At 71.5% G+C, this 21169-nt stretch carries 16 protein-coding genes; 13 read left to right on the forward strand and 3 right to left on the reverse strand.

Annotated features, from left to right (window positions below):
* The first annotated feature begins 13 nt into the window (after positions 1-13).
* The 10 genes from K8612_RS30885 to K8612_RS30930 all read left to right on the forward strand — a co-directional run bounded on the left by K8612_RS30885 (position 14) and on the right by K8612_RS30930 (position 11824).
* Positions 14-847 (forward strand): ABC transporter ATP-binding protein, encoded by an 834-nt coding sequence (locus tag K8612_RS30885; protein ID WP_223742513.1) that lies wholly within the window; start codon positions 14-16, stop codon positions 845-847.
* Positions 844-2016 (forward strand): MlaD family protein, encoded by a 1173-nt coding sequence (locus K8612_RS30890; RefSeq protein ID WP_223764894.1) that lies wholly within the window; start codon positions 844-846, stop codon positions 2014-2016. Before K8612_RS30885 ends, K8612_RS30890 begins: the two co-directional genes overlap by 4 nt.
* A gap of 195 nt (positions 2017-2211) precedes the next feature.
* Positions 2212-3111 carry a zinc metalloprotease gene (locus K8612_RS30895; RefSeq protein ID WP_223742511.1) on the forward strand — a complete coding sequence of 300 codons (900 nt, stop codon included), beginning with the start codon at positions 2212-2214 and terminating at the stop codon, positions 3109-3111.
* A 229-nt stretch (positions 3112-3340) separates the two neighbouring features.
* The gene (locus tag K8612_RS30900) at positions 3341-4243 is read left to right on the forward strand and encodes a zinc metalloprotease (protein ID WP_223764895.1); all 903 of its coding nucleotides are present in this window, start codon (positions 3341-3343) and stop codon (positions 4241-4243) included.
* A gap of 158 nt (positions 4244-4401) precedes the next feature.
* Positions 4402-5565: an alanine--glyoxylate aminotransferase family protein gene (locus K8612_RS30905; protein WP_223764896.1), complete on the forward strand. Its 1164-nt coding sequence runs from the start codon at positions 4402-4404 to the stop codon at positions 5563-5565.
* Between the two features lie 274 nt (positions 5566-5839).
* Positions 5840-6469 (forward strand): DUF2378 family protein, encoded by a 630-nt coding sequence (locus K8612_RS30910; protein WP_223764897.1) that lies wholly within the window; start codon positions 5840-5842, stop codon positions 6467-6469.
* Positions 6470-6698: 229 nt separating this feature from the next.
* Positions 6699-8330, forward strand: coding sequence for an ATP-binding protein (locus tag K8612_RS30915; protein ID WP_223764898.1), 1632 nt, complete (start codon positions 6699-6701; stop codon positions 8328-8330).
* On the forward strand, positions 8327-8704 hold the full coding sequence (locus K8612_RS30920; protein WP_223742593.1) for a response regulator: 378 nt from the start codon (positions 8327-8329) through the stop codon (positions 8702-8704). Before K8612_RS30915 ends, K8612_RS30920 begins: the two co-directional genes overlap by 4 nt.
* A gap of 103 nt (positions 8705-8807) precedes the next feature.
* On the forward strand, positions 8808-11000 hold the full coding sequence (locus K8612_RS30925) for a cation:proton antiporter (protein WP_223764899.1): 2193 nt from the start codon (positions 8808-8810) through the stop codon (positions 10998-11000).
* Between the two features lie 5 nt (positions 11001-11005).
* Entirely contained in the window at positions 11006-11824 is an 819-nt protein-coding gene (locus K8612_RS30930; RefSeq protein ID WP_223764900.1) for a helix-turn-helix domain-containing protein, read from the forward strand.
* Positions 11825-11848: 24 nt separating this feature from the next.
* Here the strand turns inward: K8612_RS30930 and K8612_RS30935 are convergent, their stop codons facing one another.
* The gene (locus K8612_RS30935; RefSeq protein ID WP_223764901.1) at positions 11849-12604 is read right to left on the reverse strand and encodes a GNAT family N-acetyltransferase; all 756 of its coding nucleotides are present in this window, start codon (positions 12602-12604) and stop codon (positions 11849-11851) included.
* A gap of 116 nt (positions 12605-12720) precedes the next feature.
* Between K8612_RS30935 and K8612_RS30940 the strand changes: the two genes are divergently transcribed.
* Together K8612_RS30940 and gyrB are read left to right on the forward strand one after the other, a co-directional pair.
* Positions 12721-13176, forward strand: coding sequence for a hypothetical protein (locus tag K8612_RS30940; protein ID WP_223742504.1), 456 nt, complete (start codon positions 12721-12723; stop codon positions 13174-13176).
* 122 nt (positions 13177-13298) lie between these two features.
* Entirely contained in the window at positions 13299-15752 is a 2454-nt protein-coding gene (gyrB, locus tag K8612_RS30945) for a DNA topoisomerase (ATP-hydrolyzing) subunit B (RefSeq protein ID WP_223742503.1), read from the forward strand.
* A gap of 112 nt (positions 15753-15864) precedes the next feature.
* On the opposite strand, the gene K8612_RS30950 is transcribed toward gyrB, so the two are convergent.
* Together K8612_RS30950 and K8612_RS30955 are read right to left on the reverse strand one after the other, a co-directional pair.
* The gene (locus K8612_RS30950) at positions 15865-16422 is read right to left on the reverse strand and encodes a hypothetical protein (RefSeq protein ID WP_223742502.1); all 558 of its coding nucleotides are present in this window, start codon (positions 16420-16422) and stop codon (positions 15865-15867) included.
* 148 nt (positions 16423-16570) lie between these two features.
* Positions 16571-19342, reverse strand: a complete 2772-nt coding sequence (locus K8612_RS30955) for a protein kinase (protein WP_373692151.1) — start codon at positions 19340-19342, stop codon at positions 16571-16573.
* 363 nt (positions 19343-19705) lie between these two features.
* On the opposite strand from K8612_RS30955, the gene K8612_RS30960 reads away from it, so the two are divergent.
* Complete coding sequence (locus tag K8612_RS30960) at positions 19706-21091, forward strand: hypothetical protein (protein ID WP_223764902.1); 1386 nt, start codon at positions 19706-19708, stop codon at positions 21089-21091.
* Positions 21092-21169 lie beyond the last annotated feature (78 nt).

Raw genomic sequence — 21169 nt, forward strand, 5'->3', positions numbered from 1 at the left:
AGCCTCCCGCACCATGCGCAAGGCCCGCCACCACCACCACCGCGACCCCGCCGTCCCGTTCCGCTTCCGCAAGCCCACGCCGGGCGAGGAGCTCATCCGGTTCGACGGGCTCATGAAGCAGTTCGGCCCCAAGCGCATCTACGACGGCGTGGACCTGGACGTGCGCGCCGGGGAGACGCTGGTGGTGCTGGGCGGCTCCGGCGTGGGCAAGAGCGTGCTGCTCAAGTGCCTCATCGGCCTCCTGCACCCGGACGGCGGCAGCATCCTCTTCGAAGGCTACGACCTGGCGAAGTTCTCCGAGGAGCAGTTCCTGGAGGTCCGCAAGCACGTGGCCATGGTGTTCCAGGGCGCGGCGCTGTTCGACTCGCTCAGCGTGGCGGACAACGTGGCGTACCCGTTGCGCGAACACTTCCCCACCATGTCCCGCGCGGAGATTCAAAAGCGCGTGGCGGAGAAGCTGGAGCTGGTGGACCTGCCGAACACGGAGAAGCTGATGCCGTCGGACCTGTCCGGCGGCATGCGCAAGCGCGTGGGCCTGGCGCGCGCCATCGCCACGGAGCCGGAGGTCATCCTCTGGGACGAGCCCACGACGGGCCTGGACCCCGTCACCACGCAGACCATCAACGAGCTGATTGATTCGATGAAGCAGCGCCTGGGCGCCACGTCCATTGTCGTCACGCACGACATGGTGAGCGCCTTCGTGCTGGCGGACCGGATGGCCATGCTGGCCAACCGGAAGATCGTCCAGGTGGGCACCCCGGAGGAGATGCGCCGCTCCCAGGTGCCGGAGGTGCGCGCCTTCATCGACGCGCGCCGCCTGGAGCTGAACCCCCGGGGAACACCATGAGTCTCTTCACGTCGACCTCGAAGGAGAAGCGCCTGGCCGTGAGGGCCGGCCTCTTCGTCGCCGTTGGCCTCGCCGTGGCCGGCGTCGTCGTCTTCTTCATCGGCCGCGAGTCCAATCTCTTCCAACGCCAGGTCGTCTTCCACGCCTACTTCAGCAGCGTGGACGGCCTGAGCGACCAGTCCCCCGTGTGGATTGGCGGCCTGAAGGTGGGCCGCGTGAACAGCGTGGCCTTCTCCCAGGACCTGAGGGACAGCCGCCTGCAGGTGGAGCTCCAGGTGGCCAGCACCTACGCCAACCGCGTCCGCAAGGACTCCGTGGCCAAGCTCACCAGCATGGGCGTGCTGGGCGACAAGGCGGTGGACATCTCCCTGGGCAGCGCGGACCAGCCCGCCGTGGAGCCCGGCGGCGTCATCCAGTCCAGCAGCGGCGGGGACCTGTCCAAGCTGATGAGCAGCGCCAGCCGCGTCATGGACAACTCCGTTGAAATCAGCGAGTCCCTCAAGGACGCCGTGAAGGCCTACGCGAACCCGGACCTGACGCGGGACCTGGCCAAGAGCGTCGCGTCGCTGCGCGCCATCATGGAGGAGGTGGAGAAGGGCAACGGCACCCTGCACGCGCTCATCTACGACCCGCGCATGGGCCGGGAGGTGAGCACGCTGCTCACCAACGCGTCCGGCGCCGCGAAGCGCATGGACGGGGCCCTGGGCCACGTGGAGGCCATCCTGGGCGAGGTGCGCCGCGGCGACGGCACCGCGCACGCGCTCATCTACGGCCAGGACGGCGCGGTGGCCCTGCGGGAATTGGGCGAGGCCGCCGGCCAGCTCGCGGGCCTGCTGGAGGACGCGAAGAAGAGCCCCAACGGCGCCGTGCACCAGCTCGTCTACGGCGACGCCAAGGGCATGTTCGCGGACCTGGGCAGCGCCGCCGCGGACATCAAGACCATCACCGCCACCGTGGCCAGGGGCGACGGCACCCTGGGCGCGCTCGTCAACGACCCCACCGTCTACGACGACCTGCGCGAGGTGCTGGGCAACGTGAAGCGCAACCGCATCCTGCGCGCCCTGGTGCGCTTCTCCGTCAGCAACCGCGAGTCCCTGGAGCAGGTGGGCGCCCCGCAGACGGCGCCCACCCCGCTCACGCCCGCCCCGGCCCCCGCCTCGACGCCCTGAGCCAGCCGGCCGCGTCAGGGATTGGCGGGGTGCGAAACGCCTTCCGGGTGAAGATGACACCCGGAGGCTTCACGCGGTGAGACATCGTACGAGTTCGTAAGGATTTGCTTTGTTTCCAAGTCTGTCCGTGTATTGACTCTCAAGTCGATAAAAGCGTATTCCCGTTCCCCCCTACTTTTCTAGGAGTTGGGAACAATGCTTCGTCACGTCGCGCAGCGCAGTGGCCGTGTCGCGGTGGTCCTTGGCACCCTGATGTCCCTGGCGGGCTGTAGCAGCAACGCCCCGGCCCCCGAGGAGCAGACCCCCGCTCCCACGGAGGAGACCACCACGCAGGCCATCCCGCACCGCGGCTGCGCGACCATCGAGCCGTCCGCCGATGAGAAGCTGGAGATCGAAGCGGCGATCGCGGGCCGCGTGCAGGCCAAGCGCGCCGTGGGCTCCGTGAACGTGCCCGTGTACTTCCACGTCATCAACAAGGGCACGGGCATCGCCAACGGCGACATCCCGGACTCGCAGATCACCGCGCAGATGAACGTGCTGAACGCGGCGTACGCGAACACGCCGTTCAAGTTCACGCTGGCCGGCACGGACCGCACGACCAACTCGTCCTGGTTCGCCCTGTCGCAGGGCAGCACCAACGAGAAGAACATGAAGAACGCCCTGCGCAAGGGCGGCAAGGAGTCGCTGAACATCTACACCGCGAACCTCAGCGGTGGCCTGCTGGGCTGGGCGACCTTCCCCTCCAGCTACACCAGCCAGCCGAAGATGGACGGCGTGGTCATGCTCTACAGCAGCGTCCCCGGCGGCACCGCGTCCCCCTACAACCTGGGCGACACGGGCACGCACGAGGTGGGTCACTGGGTGGGCCTGTACCACACGTTCCAGGGCGGCTGCGCCAGCCCGGGTGACTCCGTCAGCGACACGCCGCCGGAGGCCTCGCCCGCGTACGGCTGCCCCGCCGGCCGTGACACCTGCTCCGGTGGCGGCGCGGACCCCATCTACAACTTCATGGACTACACCGACGATAGCTGCATGAACCAGTTCACCGCGGGCCAGAGCGCCCGCGCGGACAGCCTCACCGCCACGTACCGCTAGAAAAATCACGCAGGCCTGTGGCCGATGTCCGGATGCCGGGGTCCCCGTCCAGGGGGCTCCGGCATTTTCCATTTCCAGGCGCATTCACGGACAGGCCGTCTCCCGGCCCTGTGACGCTTGGTCTGTCTCCAGGTTTTTACCAGGAGTTCAATTTTCGCGCGTCATTTGACTTTGGCTACTTCGACCGCGTATCAATGTTTCACCCCTTATTTGAGGAGTTGGGAGACACATGCTTCGTCACGTCGCGCAGCGCAGCGGTCGTATCGCGGTGGTCGTTGGCACCCTGATGTCCCTGGCGGGCTGCAGCAGCAACGCCCCGGCCCCCGAGGAGCAGACCCCCGCTCCCACGGAGGAGACCACCACGCAGGCCGTCCCTCACCGTGGCTGCGCGACGGTCGAGCTGACCGCCGATGAGAAGCTCGAGGTCGACGCGGCGATCGCGGCCCGCGGCGTCAGCGCCAAGCGCGCGGTGGGCTCCGTGAACGTGCCCGTGTACTTCCACGTCATCCGCCAGGGCACGGGCATCGCCAACGGCGACATCCCGGACTCGCAGATCACCGCGCAGATGAACGTGCTGAACGCGGCGTACGCGGGCACGCCGTTCAAGTTCACGCTGGCCGGCACGGACCGCACCACGAACAGCACCTGGTACAACCTGCGCAGCGGCTCGGCGGCGGAGAAGAAGATGAAGTCCGCGCTGCGCAAGGGCGGCCCGGAGACGCTGAACATCTACTCGGCGAACCTGTCCGGCGGCCTGCTGGGCTGGGCGACCTTCCCCTCCAGCTACACCAGCCAGCCGAAGATGGACGGCGTGGTCATCCTCTACAGCAGCGTCCCCGGCGGCACGGCGTCCCCCTACAACGAGGGTGACACGGGCACGCACGAGGTCGGCCACTGGCTGGGCCTGTACCACACGTTCCAGGGCGGTTGTAACAACCCGGGCGACTCCGTCAGCGACACGCCGCCGGAGGCCTCGCCCGCGTACGGCTGCCCCGCCGGCCGTGACACCTGCTCCGGTGGCGGCGCGGACCCCATCTACAACTTCATGGACTACACCGACGACAACTGCATGAACACGTTCACCGCCGGCCAGGTGGCCCGCGCGGACAGCGTGACCGCGACGTACCGCTAGTCCTCGGCTTCGCTTCCTGACGTTCCAGACGCCGGAGTCCCCGCCGCAGGGGGCTCCGGCGTCTTCCTTTTCCAGCGTGGACAAGCCGGGCCCGCGCTGGCCACAGTGGGGGACCGCCCTCCGTCTGTCCGGAGGGGGCCTTCAGGAGGAGTGGCGCCGTGAGAGACCTGTTGATGATTCCCGGGCCGGTGGACGTGGACGCGGACGTGTTGCAGGCCCTGTCCGGGCCGGTGCCCGGGCACCTGGACGCGGGCTTCATCGCCACCTTCGGCCGGGCCCTCCAGCGCCTGCGCGAGGTGTCGCTCGCGCCGGGCGCCCAGCCCTTCGTCGTCTCCGGCAGCGGCACCCTGGCCATGGAGCTCGCCGTGGCCAACCTCGTCGAGCCCGGCGACCGCGCCCTGGTGGTGAACACCGGCTACTTCAGCGACCGCATGGCCCACATCCTGGAGCGCCACGGCGCGAAGGTGACGCACGTGCGCGCGGCCAGCGTGGGCGGCGCCCCGGACGTGGCCCAGGTGGAGGCGGAGCTGCGCGGCGGCGGCTTCAAGCTGATGACCGTCACCCACGTGGACACCTCCACCGCGGTGCTCGCGCCCGTGGAGCCGCTGGTGAAGGCCGCGCGCCAGGCCGGCGTGCTGGCCGTGGTGGACGGCGTGTGCGCCACCGCCGGCGAGGCCTTCCACCAGGACGCGTGGGGCGCGGACGTGTACCTCACCGCCAGCCAGAAGGCGGTGGGCGTGCCGCCGGGCCTGGCGCTCCTCACGGTGAGCCCCCGCGCCATCGCCGCGTGGAAGGCGCGCAAGGCGCCCGTCGCCAGCGTGTACGCGGACTGGGCCGAGTGGCTCCCGGTGATGGAGGCCTACGAAGCCGGCAAGCCCGCCTACTTCGCCACCCCGCCCACGTCCCTGGTGCGCGCGCTGGACGTCAGCCTGGGACAGATTCTGGCCGAGGGCATGGAGGCCCGCTTCGAGCGCCACCGCCGCATGGCCCGCGCCTTCCGCGCCGCCTGGGGCGCGCTGGGCCTGCGGCCCGTCCCCACCTCCGAGGCCGTGGCCGCCAACACGCTGAGCGCCGTGTACTACCCGGACGGCGTGGACGCCTCGCTCGTGGGCCGCGTGAAGGCGCAGGGGGTGGCCATCGCCGGCGGCCTCCACCCTGAAATCAAGACGCGCTACTTCCGCGTGGGCCACATGAACCGCGTCAGCCCCGGGGACGTGCTCGTCACCGTGGGCGCCATCGAGCGCGCCCTCCACGCCGCCGGCCACCGCGCCGCCGCCGCCGGCAACGCCGTCGCGGCCGCACAGTCAGCCCTCTCCGGGTAGGACCCGGAGTGTGGAGCCCGCCCCTCACTCTTTTCTTGGAGGACAAGAAACTCCGACCGCGCCCCCATTAGGTTTGTGTAAGCTGCCAGATAATGGCAGGTACTTCCGGGCTTACGGGTATTTCTTGCCGTTCTGGTGAAATTGTGTGAATTGGCTGCACGGTGTGAGCGGGGCGTGGGCCCCGGCACCTGTGAGGGGGAAGGGCTGCGCTGGCGGATGGACCCACGAAACGGGGGGGCCGATTCCAGCGCCTGAGGTGGAAGTGGAGGTCGGTATGGATCGCGGACCGGTGGAAGGTTCGACGAGGGCGGCGGGCTGGGCGGAGCAGTACGCGGCGTGGCACCTGACGGAGCGGTGCCTGGCCGCGACCCCGGAGGACGGGGCGCGCGGGATGTTCTTCCAGGGCGTGGTGGGGGTGGTGAAGTTCCTCCAGGGGGAAGAGGCCGGGGCGAAGTGCCTGGCGGCGTCCGGCCTGAAGGAGCTGAACGCCGCGGAGCTGTACCCGGTGACGCGCTTCCTGGAGATGTCCGCGGAGGCGACGCGGCTGTTGCGCCCGCAGTTGGGCGACTGGGAGCAGGCGCTGCGGTACATCGGGACGCAGGCCACGGTGGACTTCCTGGCCTCCATGTTCGGCCGGGACCTGATGCAGGCGGCCGGGCGCAACCCCCGGAAGATGCTTCACCACATGATCGAGAACTACCGCGTCGCGGTGAGCTACGGCGAGCGCAGCGTCCTCTGGACGGGCGACCACAGCGCCCGCTTCGTGATGCGCCGGGACTTCATGCCCGCGCCGTACCACGAGGGCGTGCTCCAGGCCGCCCTGGAGGCCGTGGGCGCCCAGGACGTCCAGGTGCACGGGCGCCAGGTGTCCCTGCTGGATACCGAGTACGACGTTTCCTGGTAATCCAGGGTTGCCGCGCCCGGGAGCACCGGGCGCCGGCGCGGGACGTTCACCAGCCAGCGCTCGGTGCTGAACGTCCGCCATTTCTCCCGCTGGCGTGACAGGGAGGGCCACTAGCATGTGCTGAACGAGGCCCACACCCGACGGGAGGAGCAACGCGAATGGATGCAGCACGAGGCTCCCGGCCGCAGGGGCGTTGTCCGGCCCCGGGGCTGACGGGCGGGGCCCGGGCATGACGCCCTTCCGGCTGTTGCTGGTGGAGGACAGCGTCAACGACGCGGCGCTGGTGACGGCGGAGCTGGTGCAGGCGGGCTACCAGCCCACGGCCCGGCGCGTGGAGACGCTGGAGGCGCTGCGGGACGCGCTGGCCACCGGCGGTCCGTGGGACCTGGTGCTGTGTGACTACCGGCTGCCGCGCTTCAACGCGCTGGACGTGCTGGCGCTGCTGCACGCGCAGGGGCGGGACGTGCCCCTCATCGTGCTGTCCAGCCAGTTGAGCGAGGACCAGGCCGTCACGCTGATGAAGGCGGGCGCGCGCGACTGCTTCTCCAAGGACCGGCTGGCCCGGCTGGGGCCGGCGGTGGCGCGCGAGCTGGAGGAGACGCGCGTGCGGCGCGAGCGCGCGCGGGCGGAGGTGGACCGGGACATCCTGGCCCGGGCCAGCGAGCTGCTCACCGCGTCCCTGGAGCAGGCGGCGCGGCTGGACCAACTGGTGCAACTGCTGGTGCCCCGGGTGGCGGACTGGTGCGCCTTCTTCCTCCAGGACCCGGACCAGGGCGGCCTGCGGCTGGTGGCGCTGGCGCACCCGGACGCGGAGCGGCGCGCCCACGCCTGGAAGCTGGACCAGCGCTTCCCGCTGGACCCCCTGGCCGCCGCGGGGCCCTCGCACGTGCTGCGCACCGGCCAGCCGGAGTTCATGCCGGACGTGCGCCAGCGCCCGGTGCCCATCACGAAGGACGCGGCGCACCAGCGCGCCATCGAGGGGCTGGGGCTGCGCTCGGTGGTGAACGTGCCCCTGCCCGGCAACGAGGGCCGGCTGGGGGTGCTGTCCATGGGCACGCTGGGCGAGCGCACGCTGGCGCCGGTGGACCTGGCGCTGGCGCAGGAGCTGGCGCGCAGGACGGGGCTGGTGCTGGAGAACGCGCGGCTCTTCCAGGAGGCGCGTGAGGCGGTGCGCCTGCGCGACGAGTTCCTCACCGTGGCCGCGCACGAGCTGCGCACGCCGCTCACCACGCTGCGGCTGCAACTGGGCACGCTGTTGCAGCGCTCGGAGGCGCACAAGCTGGAGCCGGAGGTGGTGACGCGCCTGGAGCGCAGCGTGCGCCAGGTGCGCCGGCTGGGCACGCTGGTGGAGGGGCTGCTGGACGTGTCGCAGTTGTCCAGCGGCGAGCTGTCCCTCATGCCCGAGCGCTTCGACGTGGAGGAGCTGGTCGCGGAGGTGCTGGAGCGCTACCAGGCGGAGGCCCGCGCGGCCGGGTGCGAGCTGCGCCAGTCCCCCCGGCGCGGGCTCTGGGGGACGTGGGACCGGCTCCGGGTGGACCAGGCGGTGGCGGCGTTGATATCCAACGCGCTCAAGTTCGGTCCGGGGCGGCCGGTGGAGGTGGACGTGGGGCGGGAAGGCGGCTTCGCGCGCATCCAGGTGCGCGACCGGGGCATCGGCGTGCCCGTGGACCAGGTGGAGCGCATCTTCGAGCGCTTCGGCCGCGCGGTCAGCTCGCATTCGTACGGGGGCCTGGGCCTGGGGCTCTACCTGGCCCGCCGCGCCGCGGAGGCGCACGGCGGCCGGGCCTGGGCGGAGCCCGCCACGGGAGAGGGCGCGCGCTTCACGCTGGAGCTGCCGTTGGAGAAGGAGTCTCGCGAGTGAGTCGCCCGGTGTTGGTGGTGGATGACGACACGGACCTGCGGGAGGCGCTGGAGGAGGTGCTGCGCGACGCGGGCTACATCGTGTTCGGCGCGGGCAACGGCCTGCAGGCGCTGGAGGTCCTCCGCCGGGAGCCGGTGCTGCCGTCCCTGGTCCTGCTGGACATGATGATGCCGGTGATGGACGGCGCCACCTTCGGCCGGCAGATGCGCCAGGTGGAGGCGTGGCGGGACATCCCCGTGCTCGTCTTCTCCGCCTCCGCCAACGCGCGCCAGGTCGCCGAGGAGATGGGCGCCTGCGGCTACCTGCGCAAGCCGGTGGACGTGGAGACGCTCCTCAGGTCCGTGGCGGCCAACAAGGCCCCCGAAGCGCCCTGACGCGTTGTGTCGCCCACGCGGGCGGCCGTCCCCGGCCGGGTTGACGCTGCGCGAGATGCCTTGGTAAGTGCATCCTTAACACTTCTCCAGCGAGGCCTGTCCGATGAATCCCCACATGCTCGCCCAGCTCCTGGTCCAACTCATCGTCATCATCTCGGTGTCCCGGCTGATTGGCCGGGGCGCGCGCTGGCTGGGGCAGCCCCTGGTCATCGCGGAGGTGGTGGCGGGCATCGCGTTGGGCCCGTCGCTGCTGGGCTGGCTGGCGCCGGACGCCATGCGCTGGCTGTTCCCGCCGGAGTCCATGCCGTTCCTGAAGATGCTGGCCGAGGTCGGCCTGGTGCTCTTCATGTTCCTCATCGGCCTGGAGCTGGACCCCAAGCTGTTGAAGGGGCGGGGCCACGCGTCGGTGGCCATCAGCCACTCCAGCATCGTCGTCCCGTTCGCCCTGGGCGCGGTGGCTGGCGCGCTGTGGCTCTACAAGTCGCTGTCCAGCCCGGACGTGCCGTTCTCCTCGTTCGTGCTGTTCATGGGCGTGTCCATGAGCATCACGGCCTTCCCGGTGCTGGCGCGCATCCTCACGGAGCGCGGGCTGATGCAGTCGAAGCTGGGCGCCATCGCCATCGCGTGCGCGGCGGTGGATGACGTGACGGCGTGGTGCATCCTGGCGTTCGTGGTGTCGCTGGTGCGCGCGTCGGACCTGGCGCAGGCGGGGCTCACCACGGTGTTCGCGCTGCTCTACATCGCCTTCATGCTGCTGCTGGTGAAGCCGTTCCTCGCCCGGCTGGGCGCGCGCGTGGCCAACCGCGAGGGGCTCACCCAGAACGTGGTGGCCATCACGCTGGTGCTGCTGCTCGGCTCCGCGTGGACCACGGAATACATCGGCATCCACTCGCTCTTCGGCGCCTTCATGTTCGGCGCGGTGATTCCCAAGGAGGGCGGGCTGGCGGCGGCGCTGGCGGAGAAGCTGGAGGACGTGGCCGTGGTGCTGCTGTTGCCCGTGTTCTTCGCCTTCAGCGGCCTGCGCACGCAGGTGGGCCTCCTGGACACGCCGGAGGCGTGGCTCACGTGCGGCGCCATCATCGTCCTGGCGTGCCTGGGCAAGTTCGGCGGCAGCGCGGTGGCCGCGCGCCTCACCGGCCTGCGGTGGCGGGAGGCGGGCGCCATCGGCATCCTGATGAACACGCGCGGCCTGATGGAGCTCATCGTGCTCAACCTGGGCCTGGACCTGGGCGTCATCTCGCCCACGCTCTTCACGATGATGGTCATCATGGCGCTGGTCACGACCTTCATGACCACGCCGTTCCTGCGCCTGCTGTATTCGCCGGAGGAGCAGGCGCGCGAAAAGCTGATGCAGGTGTCGGAGCCGCCGCTGCCGGCCTCCGCGTACACGGTGCTGCTGTGCGTGTCGCACGGGCAGGCCGGCCCGGGCATGGCGGTGCTGTCGCGCGCGCTGTCGGGCGAGCGCAACGAGGCGAACCTCTACGCGCTGCACCTGCTGTCCCCGGACCGCGCGCTCAAGGCCCGCGCGGACGAGGCGCTGGACCCGTCCGCCGCGTCCGGCGGCGCGCTGGCGCCCCTGGTGGGCCGCGCGGAGAAGCTGGGGCTGTCCGTGCGCACGCTGTCGTTCGTGTCGTCGGAGCCCGCGCGGGACATCTGCCGCACGGCGCAGGCGAAGCGCGCGGACCTGGTGCTGCTGGGCTGGCACAAGCCGCTGTTCAGCCAGACGGTGCTGGGCGGCACGGTGCATGAGGTGATGCAGGAGGCGGGCGGCACGGTGGCGGTGCTGGTGGACCGGGGCCTGTCGCAGGTGCGCCGGGTGCTGGTGCCCTTCGTGGGCAGCCCGCATGACCGGGCGGCGCTGGGGCTGGCGCGGCGGCTGGTGAAGCAGGCCGGCGCGGAGGTGACGGTGCTGCACGTGACGTCTCCCAGGGGCCCGGACGCGGGCGCGGGCGCGGGCCGCGCGCAGGTGGAGGAGCTGTTCCCCTCGGACGAGGGCGCCTCCGTGAAGCTCAAGGTGGTGCGCCACGCGTCTCCGGAGGAGGCGGCGCTGGAGGAGGCGAAGGCGGGTTACGACCTCGTGGTGGTGGGCCTGGGGACCGAATGGGGCCTGGAAGACCGGTGGTTCGGCGTGCAGCGCGAGCGCATCGTCCGCGACGCGCCCGCCTCGCTGCTGCTCGTGCGCCACCCGGAGGCGGCGACGGTGCTGGCCCGGACCCCGGAGGAGCAGGCCCGGACGCGGCAGGACCCGGCGACGGACGCGACGCGGACGGCGCGGCCGCTCGGCGCGCGGAGCTGAGCGCCATGCACCTGGGAGCCACACTGCGTTTGTTGCGCGTGGACGCGGGCCTGTCCCTGCGCGACCTGGCCCGGCGCATCGGCGTGTCCAGCGCGTACCTGAGCCGCGTGGAGAACGGCGTGGACGCGCCGCCCACGCAGGAGCGGCTGACGGCCATCGCCCGGGAGCTGGACGTGCCCCCGGCGCTGCTCATGGACGTGGCCAACCGGGTGAGCCCGTACGTGGCGGGCTACCTGGAGGACGTGCCCGCGGCGGGGACGCTGCTGCTGGACATCGCGCGCAGGAAGCTCACCGGCGCCCAGTTGGCGCGCGTGCGGGCCTTCCTGGACGCGGAGTTCCCCCTGCGCGAGGTGCGCGGCGACGAGCCCGTGCCCCCGCTGGCGCCGCTCCTGAGCGCGGAGCGGGTGGTGGTGCAGCTCTCCTGCGGGGACTACGAGGACGCGCTGGACGTGGCGGCCGGGCGGCTGGCGGCGGCCCTGCCCGGCGTGGACGCGGCGGCGCTCGCGGAGGGCCTGCGCCGGCGCGAGGTCGAGACCCCGTCCCAGGTGGGCAACGGCGTGGCGGTGCCGCACGCGTTCGTGGCCGGCGCGGCCCCGGTGGCGGCGCTGGTGACGCTGGCCCGGCCCCTGAAGACGGACGCGCCGGACGGCCAGCCCCTGCGGCTGGTGGTGGCGCTGGTGGACGGCCACGTGGGCCGCGCGCGGCTGATGCGGCTGGCGCACGTGGCCCGGCTCGCCGGGCGCGGGCTGGCGGACCGGCTCCACGGCCTGGAGGAGCCCCAGCGGGTGCTGGAGACGCTGGAGGAGCTGGAGGCGCTGCGCTGAGGTCCGCGCGCCTTCAGCGCCCCGTCAGGACCTCCTTGGGGGCACCCAGTGCTCCCAGGGGCCCAGGTCGCGGTAGCCCAGGTGGCGGTACACGCGCAGGCCCGCCGGGGTGGACTGGAGCACCGTCGCGGTGCACCCGCGCTGGCGCGCATGGGCGATGATTCCGCGCATCACCGCCGACGCGAGCCCCAGCCCCCGGGCCTCCGGGTGGGTGGCCACCAGGTACACGCCCGCCGTGTCCGCCACGTCCACCGCCAGCCCGCAGGACAGCGCCCGGCCGTGCTCGCGCGCCACCACGGTGTGCACCGGCAGGCGGGGCGGCCGCTGCCACACGGAGAGGATGTCCCGCCACTCCGGGCCGTAGGTGTGGACGTTGATGTCCACCAGCTCGGTCATGTCCTCCACGGTCTCCACCGGCACCCCGGGCGCCGCGTCCGGCAGCTCGTGCATCCAGGCCCCCATGGCCACCACGGTGAAGTCCGGCCGGTAGCCCGCGGCGCCCAGCACCCGCGCCGCGTCCCGCTGCCCCGGCGTCAGGGTCACCCGCCAGCGCGTGAGCCCCTGTCCCCGGTAGAAGTCCGCGACGGCCGGCAGCGCCGCCGCCAGCGCGTCCGCGTCCGTGAAGAGGACCTGCTGGAAGTGCGCGTCCTGGTAGCCGGGGAGCGCGAACGTGTCCACCCCGGGCAGGTGCAGGTGGCGCAGCGGGCCGCGCTCGGCTTGCAGGCGCTTGAAGGCGATGAGGTTGGTGTGAAGTCGAGAGGTGAGTTCGGCATCCGTCATGCGGGCCGGCAGCCTAGGCACGGGGACGACGGCCAAAGAACAGCCCTGGAGGAAAGGGCGCGCACACCGTGCGCCAGGAGGTTAGGTTTCCACCCCTTCTGGGCCCGCCCGCCAACATGACCCCGCGCTTCTTCTCGTTCGATCCGCGTCCCACCCGAATCGCCCTCATCCTGGGCGCGTGCCTCCTGGCGGTCCTCACCGCCTGGGCCCTGGCGGACTACCGGGGCGGCGGGGGGCTGGTCGCCATGGCGCGGGCCGGCCTCAGCGCGGGCCTGCTGCTGACCTTCCTCGTCTCCGTCCACCGCCTGCGTCCCCGCGCGGAGTGGGGCATCACCCTGGACGCCGCCGGCGTGCGGGTGGCCCGGCCCTTCAGCGGCCAGCCGCTGGAATTGCACTGGGGACAGATTGATTCCGTGCGCCGGGTCGGCCGCAAGGGGAGCGTGCTCGGGCTCTTCCTGAAGGAAGAGGGAAGGGTGCTCGTCACGCGACATCTTTTCGCCCGCAAGGCTGTTTATGAAGAGTTGATCGCGGCGCTGGAGGACCGCCTCCCGCCCTCGCGTTTCGACGCCTGATTCATGAATCTTTCCGCAGCCTTGCGTGGGCTCCCGGAGCTTGTCCGGGATGCCCGGTGGTGGTAGGCACAACGGGCTTGAGCCCTGTCGCAACGGCAGCCTTTCCCAAGGACACGCTTCACATGGAAAAGACCCCCGCTACCGGTGTCGCGCCGGCCGCGCCGCCCGCCGAGTATGGGACGGACGCCATCACCAAGCTCGAAGGGCTGGAGGCCGTCCGCAAGCGCCCCGGCATGTACATTGGCGACACGATGACCTACGGGCTCCACAAGCTCGTGTACGAGGTCGTCGACAACTCCGTGGACGAGGCCCTGGCCGGCCACTGCACGGACATCGACGTGATCATCCACGTCGACGGCTCGCTCAGCGTCCAGGACAACGGCCGCGGCATCCCCGTGGGCCCGCACCCGGACCCCAAGTTCAAGGGCAAGGACACGCTGGAGGTGGTGCTCACGGAGCTGCACGCCGGCAGCAAGTTCGGCAACGGCGCGTACAAGGTGTCCGGCGGCCTGCACGGCGTGGGCGTCACCTGCGTGAACTTCCTGTCGGAGTGGTTCAAGGTCCGCGTCCAGCGCGCCGGCAAGGTCTACGAACAGTCGTACGCGCGCGGCGTGTCCAACGGTTCGCCCCAGGAGGTGGGCACCACGGACAAGCGCGGCACGACCATCCACTTCAAGCCGGACTCCACGGTGATGGAGACGGTGGACTTCAACTTCGAGACGCTCAGCCAGCGCCTGCGCGAGCTCGCGTTCCTCAACGCGGGCCTGCACATCACCATCCGCGACGAGCGCACCCAGAAGGAGCACGACTTCAAGTTCGACGGCGGCATCTCCTCCTTCGTGGAGTACCTCAACAAGGCGAAGGAGGCGCTGCACGACAAGCCCGTCTACATCAAGTCGGAGCGCGAGGGCGTGTCGCTGGAAATCGCCATGCAGTGGAACGATGGCTACGACGAGCGCATCTTCACCTTCGCCAACAACATCAACACCCACGAGGGCGGCAGCCACCTGTCCGGCTTCAAGGCCGCGCTCACGCGCACGCTCAACAGCTACGCGGAGAAGGGCGGCCTGTGGAAGGACCTGAAGGAGACGCCCACCGGCGAGGACGCGCGTGAGGGCCTGTCCGCGGTCATTTCCGTGAAGCTCTCCAACCCCCAGTTCGAGGGCCAGACGAAGACGAAGCTGGGCAACAGCGAGGTGAAGGGCCTGGTCGAGCAGATGGTGAACGACCAGCTCGCCACCTTCCTGGAGGAGAACCCGCCGCTCGCCAAGAAGGTCGTGGTGAAGATTGGCGACGCGTGCCGCGCCCGCATCGCCGCGCGCAAGGCGCGTGAGACGGTGCGCCGCAAGGGCGTGCTGGACGGCGGCGGCCTGCCCGGCAAGCTCGCGGACTGCCAGAGCCGCGACCCGCACGAGAGCGAGCTGTACATCGTGGAGGGCGACTCCGCAGGTGGCTCCGCGAAGCAGGGCCGGGACCGGCGCAACCAGGCCATCCTCCCGCTGCGCGGAAAGATCCTGAACGTGGAGAAGGCGCGCTTCGAGAAGATGCTCACCAGCGCGGAAATCGTCACGCTCATCACCGCGCTGGGCACGGGCATCGGGGCGGAGGACTACGACCCGGAGAAGGCGCGCTACCACCGCATCATCCTGATGACGGACGCGGACGTGGACGGCAGCCACATCCGCACGCTGCTGCTCACGTTCTTCTACCGGCAGATGCGCGAGCTCATCGACCGGGGCTACGTCTACATCGCGCAGCCGCCGCTCTACAAAGTCACGCGCAACAAGAAGGACAGCTACGTCAAGGACGAGCGCGCCCTCAACGAGTACCTGCTGCGCATCGCCGCGGAGCACTGCCGGGTGAAGACGCCCGCGGGGGAGCTGGGCGGCAGCGACTTCAAGGCGCTCCTGGAGAAGGTCATCACCTACGAGGAGCGGCTGGAGAAGCAGGCCAAGCGCCGCGACGCGCGCATCGTGGACGCGCTGGTGCAGGCCACCAACCTGCGCGCGGACCTGCTCACGGACGAGGCCGCGGTGGAGGCGGAGCTGGGCGCCATGCGCGAGTACTGCCTGCGGCGCATGCCGGAGGTGGTGGGCCGGCTGTCCACGCGGCTGGAGCAGGACTCGGAGCACGCGTCCAAGCGGCTGGTGGTGGTGACGGACGTGAACGGCTCCATGCGCGAGTCCGTGTTCGACCACGCGTACCTGTCCTCGCCGGAGTACCTGGAGCTCGTCGCCCTGCGCGAGGTGTTCCACTCGCTGGGCAAGGCGCCCTACCTGGTCCAGGTGGACGCGGGCGAGGTCTCCGCGTTCTCCGTGCAGGAGGTGCTGGCCGCGGTCCGCAAGGACGCGCAGAAGGGCCTGGGCCTGCAGCGCTACAAGGGTCTGGGTGAGATGAACCCGGAGCAGCTCTGGGAGACCACCATGAACCCCAACACGCGCACGCTGCTCCAGGTGCGGGTGGAGGACGCGGTGGAGAGCGACGACATCTTCTCGCTGCTCATGGGCGAGGCGGTGGAGCCGCGCCGCGAGTTCATCGAGCGCAACGCGCTGGACGTGCAGAACCTGGACATCTGAGCGGCAGAAAGACCCGTGGGCCCGGTGCCGTTTTTCCGGCTCCGCGCCCACGTGCCCTTCCCATCCTCATCGAGCCGGGCCGCGGGTGAAGCGTGGCGGCCCCCGTGAGCCCTTACGGAAGGAACCTGGCGACCAGTGACCAGCGCGAGGACGCCCCCGCGCGCATGTTGAGGATGGCCGTGATGCCGATGACGCCCGCCATGGCGGCGAGGTTCGCGATGCCGCCCGCGTCCAGCGCCCGCATCGTCTTCGCGGCCTTCTCCGGCGTGCCCACGGTGGGCGTCAGGCCCGTCTCCACCGGGACGGCGCCCTCCGGCGCCTGCTTCGCCAGGTAGGCCCCGCCGAAGATGTTGGCCGCGCCCAGCGCCACGGTGGCGCCCAGCAGCACGTCCTTCGCGATGACGAGCCCGCGCGTGGTGCGGTCAATCTCCCGGCCCGTCAGCCGCGAGCGGCCCACCAGCCAGGTGATGGCCGCCAGCCCCACGGACGCGGCGTTGACGATGTTGAAGCCGTTCCACGCGGCGTTCACCACCTGACCTCGCTCCGCGTGGGAGCCAATCACCTTCACCGCGGGGTTGAGGGCCACCTTGCCGAAGAGCGAACCGCCGAACCCGGCGGCGAGCCCCAGGTTGTGCAGCACCAGGCCGGTGGAGGACAGGACGGGCATCATGGACGGACTCCAGAAGAGAAGAAGTGGATGTCCGTGAGGGTAGGCACTGCCCCCTCGCGCGGGAGCAGCGCGTCAGGGCGGCACGGGGAGTGGATCAGACGCCCGCCTGCTGGACGTGCTCCCGGGCGTGGGCCCGGGTGCCCGTCCGCTACCGCTCGGAGCGCTTGGCGCCGCGCAGCGCCTCCGCGCGCTCCTTGCGGGACATGTTCGTCACGTCGACGATGTCGAAGTCGAGCGCGCCCTGGTTGTCCCCCAACTGCAGGTCCGGGAAGAGGCAGCGGAGGTCCTGCACGCCGGACACCTGGTAGCGCTTGCCCGTCTCGAAGAGGCGGTGCGTGCCGCGCACGGACCCGGCCTGGGGGCCCTTCTCCACGCACAGCACCGTGTGCACGCGGCCCAGGGCGCCGGAGCGCACCTCCGCGAAGTCGTCGCGCACGGTGAAGGCGTAGGTGGAGCGGGGGTTGAGGCCGCGCAGCAGCATCTGGTGCTGGGGCTTCACGTTCAGCGCGTTCTTCTCCGGCTCGAACATCACGGAGCGGGGCGGGATGTACGCGGACTGCCGCAGGTGCACGCGGATGGAGCCCCGGTTGTCCTCGGGGCCGGTGTCGTCCAGGGCGAAGAAGTGGAGCTTCTTCGCGCCCTTGATGGTGCGCGGCGCGCTGCTGACGAAGCCCACGGCGTTGTCCGCCGGCAGGTCGCCCTCCGCGTAGTAGACGAGCGTGCCGGACGCGGTGCCGTCGCCCTCCGCGAACGCCGCGCTGCCCTCGGTCCACACGGAGTAGGCGGCGCCGGGCGACACGTCGATGGTGGCCGTGGGGTACTCGGGCAGCGGCAGCGCGTTGTACATGGGCCGCAGCACCAGCAGGCGCGTGGGGTAGTCCATGCGCCGCATCTCGCGGTCCTTGTCGTTCGCCAGCGGATCCGCGTCGGACCCGGTGGCCACGGCGGCCCCCGTGCCCGCGTCCGCGGAGGCCAGGCCTCCGTCCACATCCAGGGCGCTGCCCGCGTCCGCGCCAGGGTCCACGGCGGCGGCGGCGATGGCGCCCGTGCCCGCGTCCGGGGCCGGGGCGCCCGCGTCGAGCGCGGTGGAGGTGGGGATCTCCGACGCCATCTGCGTGGTGCCGGGCGCCACCTCCAGCTCCGCCTTGAGGTGGAACTCCGACTGGTTGGGCGTGAAGCGCCGCGTCCAGGCGCGGTAGCCCGGCTTGGTGACGACGATGGTGTGGGACGTCCGTTGATCCGCGCCGATGATGCGGTTGGGCGTGGTCCCCACCGGCCGGCCGTTGACGACGACGGCGGCCCCCTCCGGCTTGGAGGTGATCCACAGGACGACGGGCTCGTTGGAGACCTCGCCCTCCTCGGCCGGGGACAGGAAGTGGAACAGCAGGCCGATGACGAGCAGCACGCCGGTGAGGCCGAACACCACCATGCTCAACTGGCGCACCTGCTTCGTGCGCTTCTGCTCGCGCTCGGCGGCCTCGGCGGCCAGCTTCTCGCGCGCGTCGTCCGCGGTGGTGCGGGCGCGCGGGGCCGGCTTCTCCTCCGGCTCGGGCGCCTCGGGCGGCTCCCTCGGCTCGGGCGCGATGGCCGTCTCCACCGGCGTGTCGTGCGGCGCGGCCAGCGTGGGCAGCCGGGGCATCGCCGTGGGCTCCGTGCCCCCGTCGGTGTCCGGCTCGGCGGCGAGCTCGGGCGGCAGGGGGCGGCGGCCGGTGCCGGTGTTCTCGCGGGTGCCCCCCGGCGTCACGCGGCGCGCGCCCGTGGTGCTCTTGCGCACGGCGGTGGCCTGGGTGGCCGAGCGGCGCGGGGCGCCATCCGTCAAGGGGCGCAGGCCGGGCGCGCTGCCGGAGGCGCGCACGCCGGGGCTGGAGGGCCGCGCCACGCCCGGGCTGGACGCGCGGGCCACGCCGGGGCTGCCGGGGCTGGATGACCGGCCGTTGCTGGACGGCATCCGCGCGCGCCCCTGCGAAGGCTCCGACGACGGCGACTGCCACGCGGCCAGTTGCTCCTTGAAGCCGGGCGGCAGCTCCACCTTGCGTCCCTCGGCGGCCAGCTCCTCCGCGAAGAGGTACGTCATGAGCTGGCTCAGCATCGTGGGCGTGAAGCGCGGCGTGTCCCGGTAGAGCAGCTCCACCGCGGACTCGCTCAGGTCCTTCGCCGTCTGGTAGCGCGCCTCGCGGTCCACCGCCATGGCGTGCGCGACGATGCTCTCCAGGTCCTCGCCGATGGCCGGGTTGATGGCGGACGGGGGCAGGCAGTCGCCGGTGATGATGCGGGGCAGCACGGTGACGAACTCGCCCTCGAAGGGGCGCCGGCCGCAGAGCATCTCGTAGAGGACCACGCCCGCCGCGTACACGTCCGTGCGCGCGTCCAGGTCCTGCCGGCCCTGCGCCTGCTCCGGGGAGAAGTACGGGTACTTGCCCTTGAGCGTGCCCGGAGACGTCCGGGCCTCCACGGCGCTCGTGGCCTTGGCGATGCCGAAGTCGATGACCTTGACCTCGCCCTCGTAGGAGATGAGGACGTTGTCCGGGGACACGTCGCGGTGGACCAGGCCCAGCGGCTGGCCGTCCTCGCCCACGTGGCGGTGCGCGTAGTCCAGGCCCTCGCACAGCTTGCTGGCGATGTGCAGCGCCAGCGGCTGCGGGAAGAACCCGACGCCCGCCCGCGACGCGCGCCGCAGCACCTTCGACAGGGGCTGGCCGTGCACCAGCTCCATGGCGATGAAGTACTGCCCGTCCACCTCACCGAAGTCGAAGATCTGCGCGATGTTCCCGTGCGTCAGGCCCGCCACCAGGCGCGCCTCGCTGATGAACATCTCCACGAAGTCGTGGTCGTCCACGAAGTGCGGGAGGATCTGCTTGATGACGCAGGGCTTGGTGACGCCCATCGCGCCCGTCATGCGCGCGCGGTAGGTGACCGCCATGCCCCCCGCGGCAAGCTTGGAGACCAGGACGTACTTGCCGAATTGCTGGGGACTGGGTTCTGCCACGGGCGGGAGGCGGGGCCGGGATTGGGGAAGGCCCAGCATACTCGTCTTCCATTGAAAGTCCCGGGCGCGCTCGCATGGCATGCGAAGATTTCGCTCCGGGTGCTGCCCGGGCCAGCGCGGGCGTCCTGGTGGGTCGGAAAGGCCCTCGGAAGTGACGCGATGTCCCAGGTGGGGAGTGCGGGGGGCGTGAGGCGGACTGTTGCGCCGGTTCACACTTCTTCACGCTGCTTCGTTCAGCGCATTCCGGGGGCGGGGTTATCTCCTGCGCCATTCCGGGCCTCGGGCCGGGTGGGAGGGGTGGAAGGCCGCTCCCAGGGAAGCGAGACGACGGCCATGGGGTATGGGCGCCCGGTGTGGAGTGCGCGAGCCACCTTCGCGGTGGTGTTGGGGCTCTGGCTGGCCTCGGGGGCCGCGCGGGCGCAGGACGGCGGCTGGCGGTCCGCCTTCGAGCTGCTGGCGAGCGGCCCCGAGCTGGGCGGAAGCGACATCCCCCGGGACGTGCCGAAGCGCCGGGGTTCGGACGCGTCGGTGGTGCCGCCGGAGGTGATGGCCCGGGTGCTGACGGAGGAGGGGCCCCGGCCGGTGCCCACGGCGTCCGCGGCGGAGTCCGGTCCGGTGGTGGCGCCGGAGGCCCCGGAGGGCGGCCGGGTGTCGGAGCCGCGCGTGCGCCTGACGGAGGACGCGCCGAGGCCGCCGTTCAAGCCGCTGCCGGTGGCGGTCGCGGTGGTGCCGGGGTTGCTGCTGCACGGGCTGGGGGCGTGGGCGGCGGGGGACCCCGTGACGGCGCGGGGGCTGTTCGCGGCGGAGGCGACGGGGCTGGGGCTCATCGCCGCGGGGCTGGTGCCCATCGCGTTGACGGGCGCGTCGCGAAAGACCATCGGGCCGCTGTACGCGGTGACGCTGACGGGGGCGGGGGTGTTCTCGCTGTCGATGCTGGCGAACCTGTACGCGGTGACGTCGCCGGCGTTCGACCCGGGGCGGGTGCCGGACACGCTGCCGCCGCTGGAGCTGGACCTGGGCTACCAGTACGTGCACGACGCCTCGGCGGACTACCGGAACTTCTTCGCGCTGGGCGCGGTGGCGCGCCTGTCGAAGGTGCGGCTCCAGGCCTCCGCGCGGCTGGCGCCGGAGGAAGGCAACGCGTTGATCCGCGCGGGCGTGGCGTACCGGCTGTGGGGCGCGCCGGAGCGGACGCTGGGGCTGGGGGACGGGACGGCGTTGGACGTGGAGGGCGTCGCGACCTACCACCGCTACCCGACGGAGGGCTTCACGCTGGGCGGCGGCGAGGTGTCGCTCAAGGGCCGCTACGCGATGGAGCGCTTCGGGCCGCGCTTCGCGGGCGCGTTCGTGGAGGGCGGCGTGGGGCTGTCCGCGCAGGCCTACAGCTACCCGGGGCGCGTGGAGGACGACAACCTGTATGGCCAGTTGCTCTACACGTTCGGCTACGGCGTGTGGCTGGGGCGGGGCGGGCCGCTGAGGGGCGAGGCAGTGCTCTTCTACGACCACCGCAAGGACGGGCTGGTGGGCGGGCTGCGGGGCCGGGGCGGCGGCATGGTGGGGTCGTTCGGTCTGAAGGGGCGCGTGCTGCTGACGGAGCGCTGGGGCGTGGCGGCGGAGGCGCAGGCGGGGGGCGCGCTGATGGGGCGGCTGTCGCTGGTGTACGCGGTGGGAGGTGACACGTGAGCGGGACGCGTGAGGGCGCGGTGGGCGCGCGTGAGGCGGAGCGGGCGCTCGGAGGCGCGGGGCGCGGATCCGCGCGGT

This window comes from Corallococcus sp. AS-1-6 (assembly GCF_020037015.1).
In the GTDB taxonomy this organism is placed as follows: domain Bacteria; phylum Myxococcota; class Myxococcia; order Myxococcales; family Myxococcaceae; genus Corallococcus.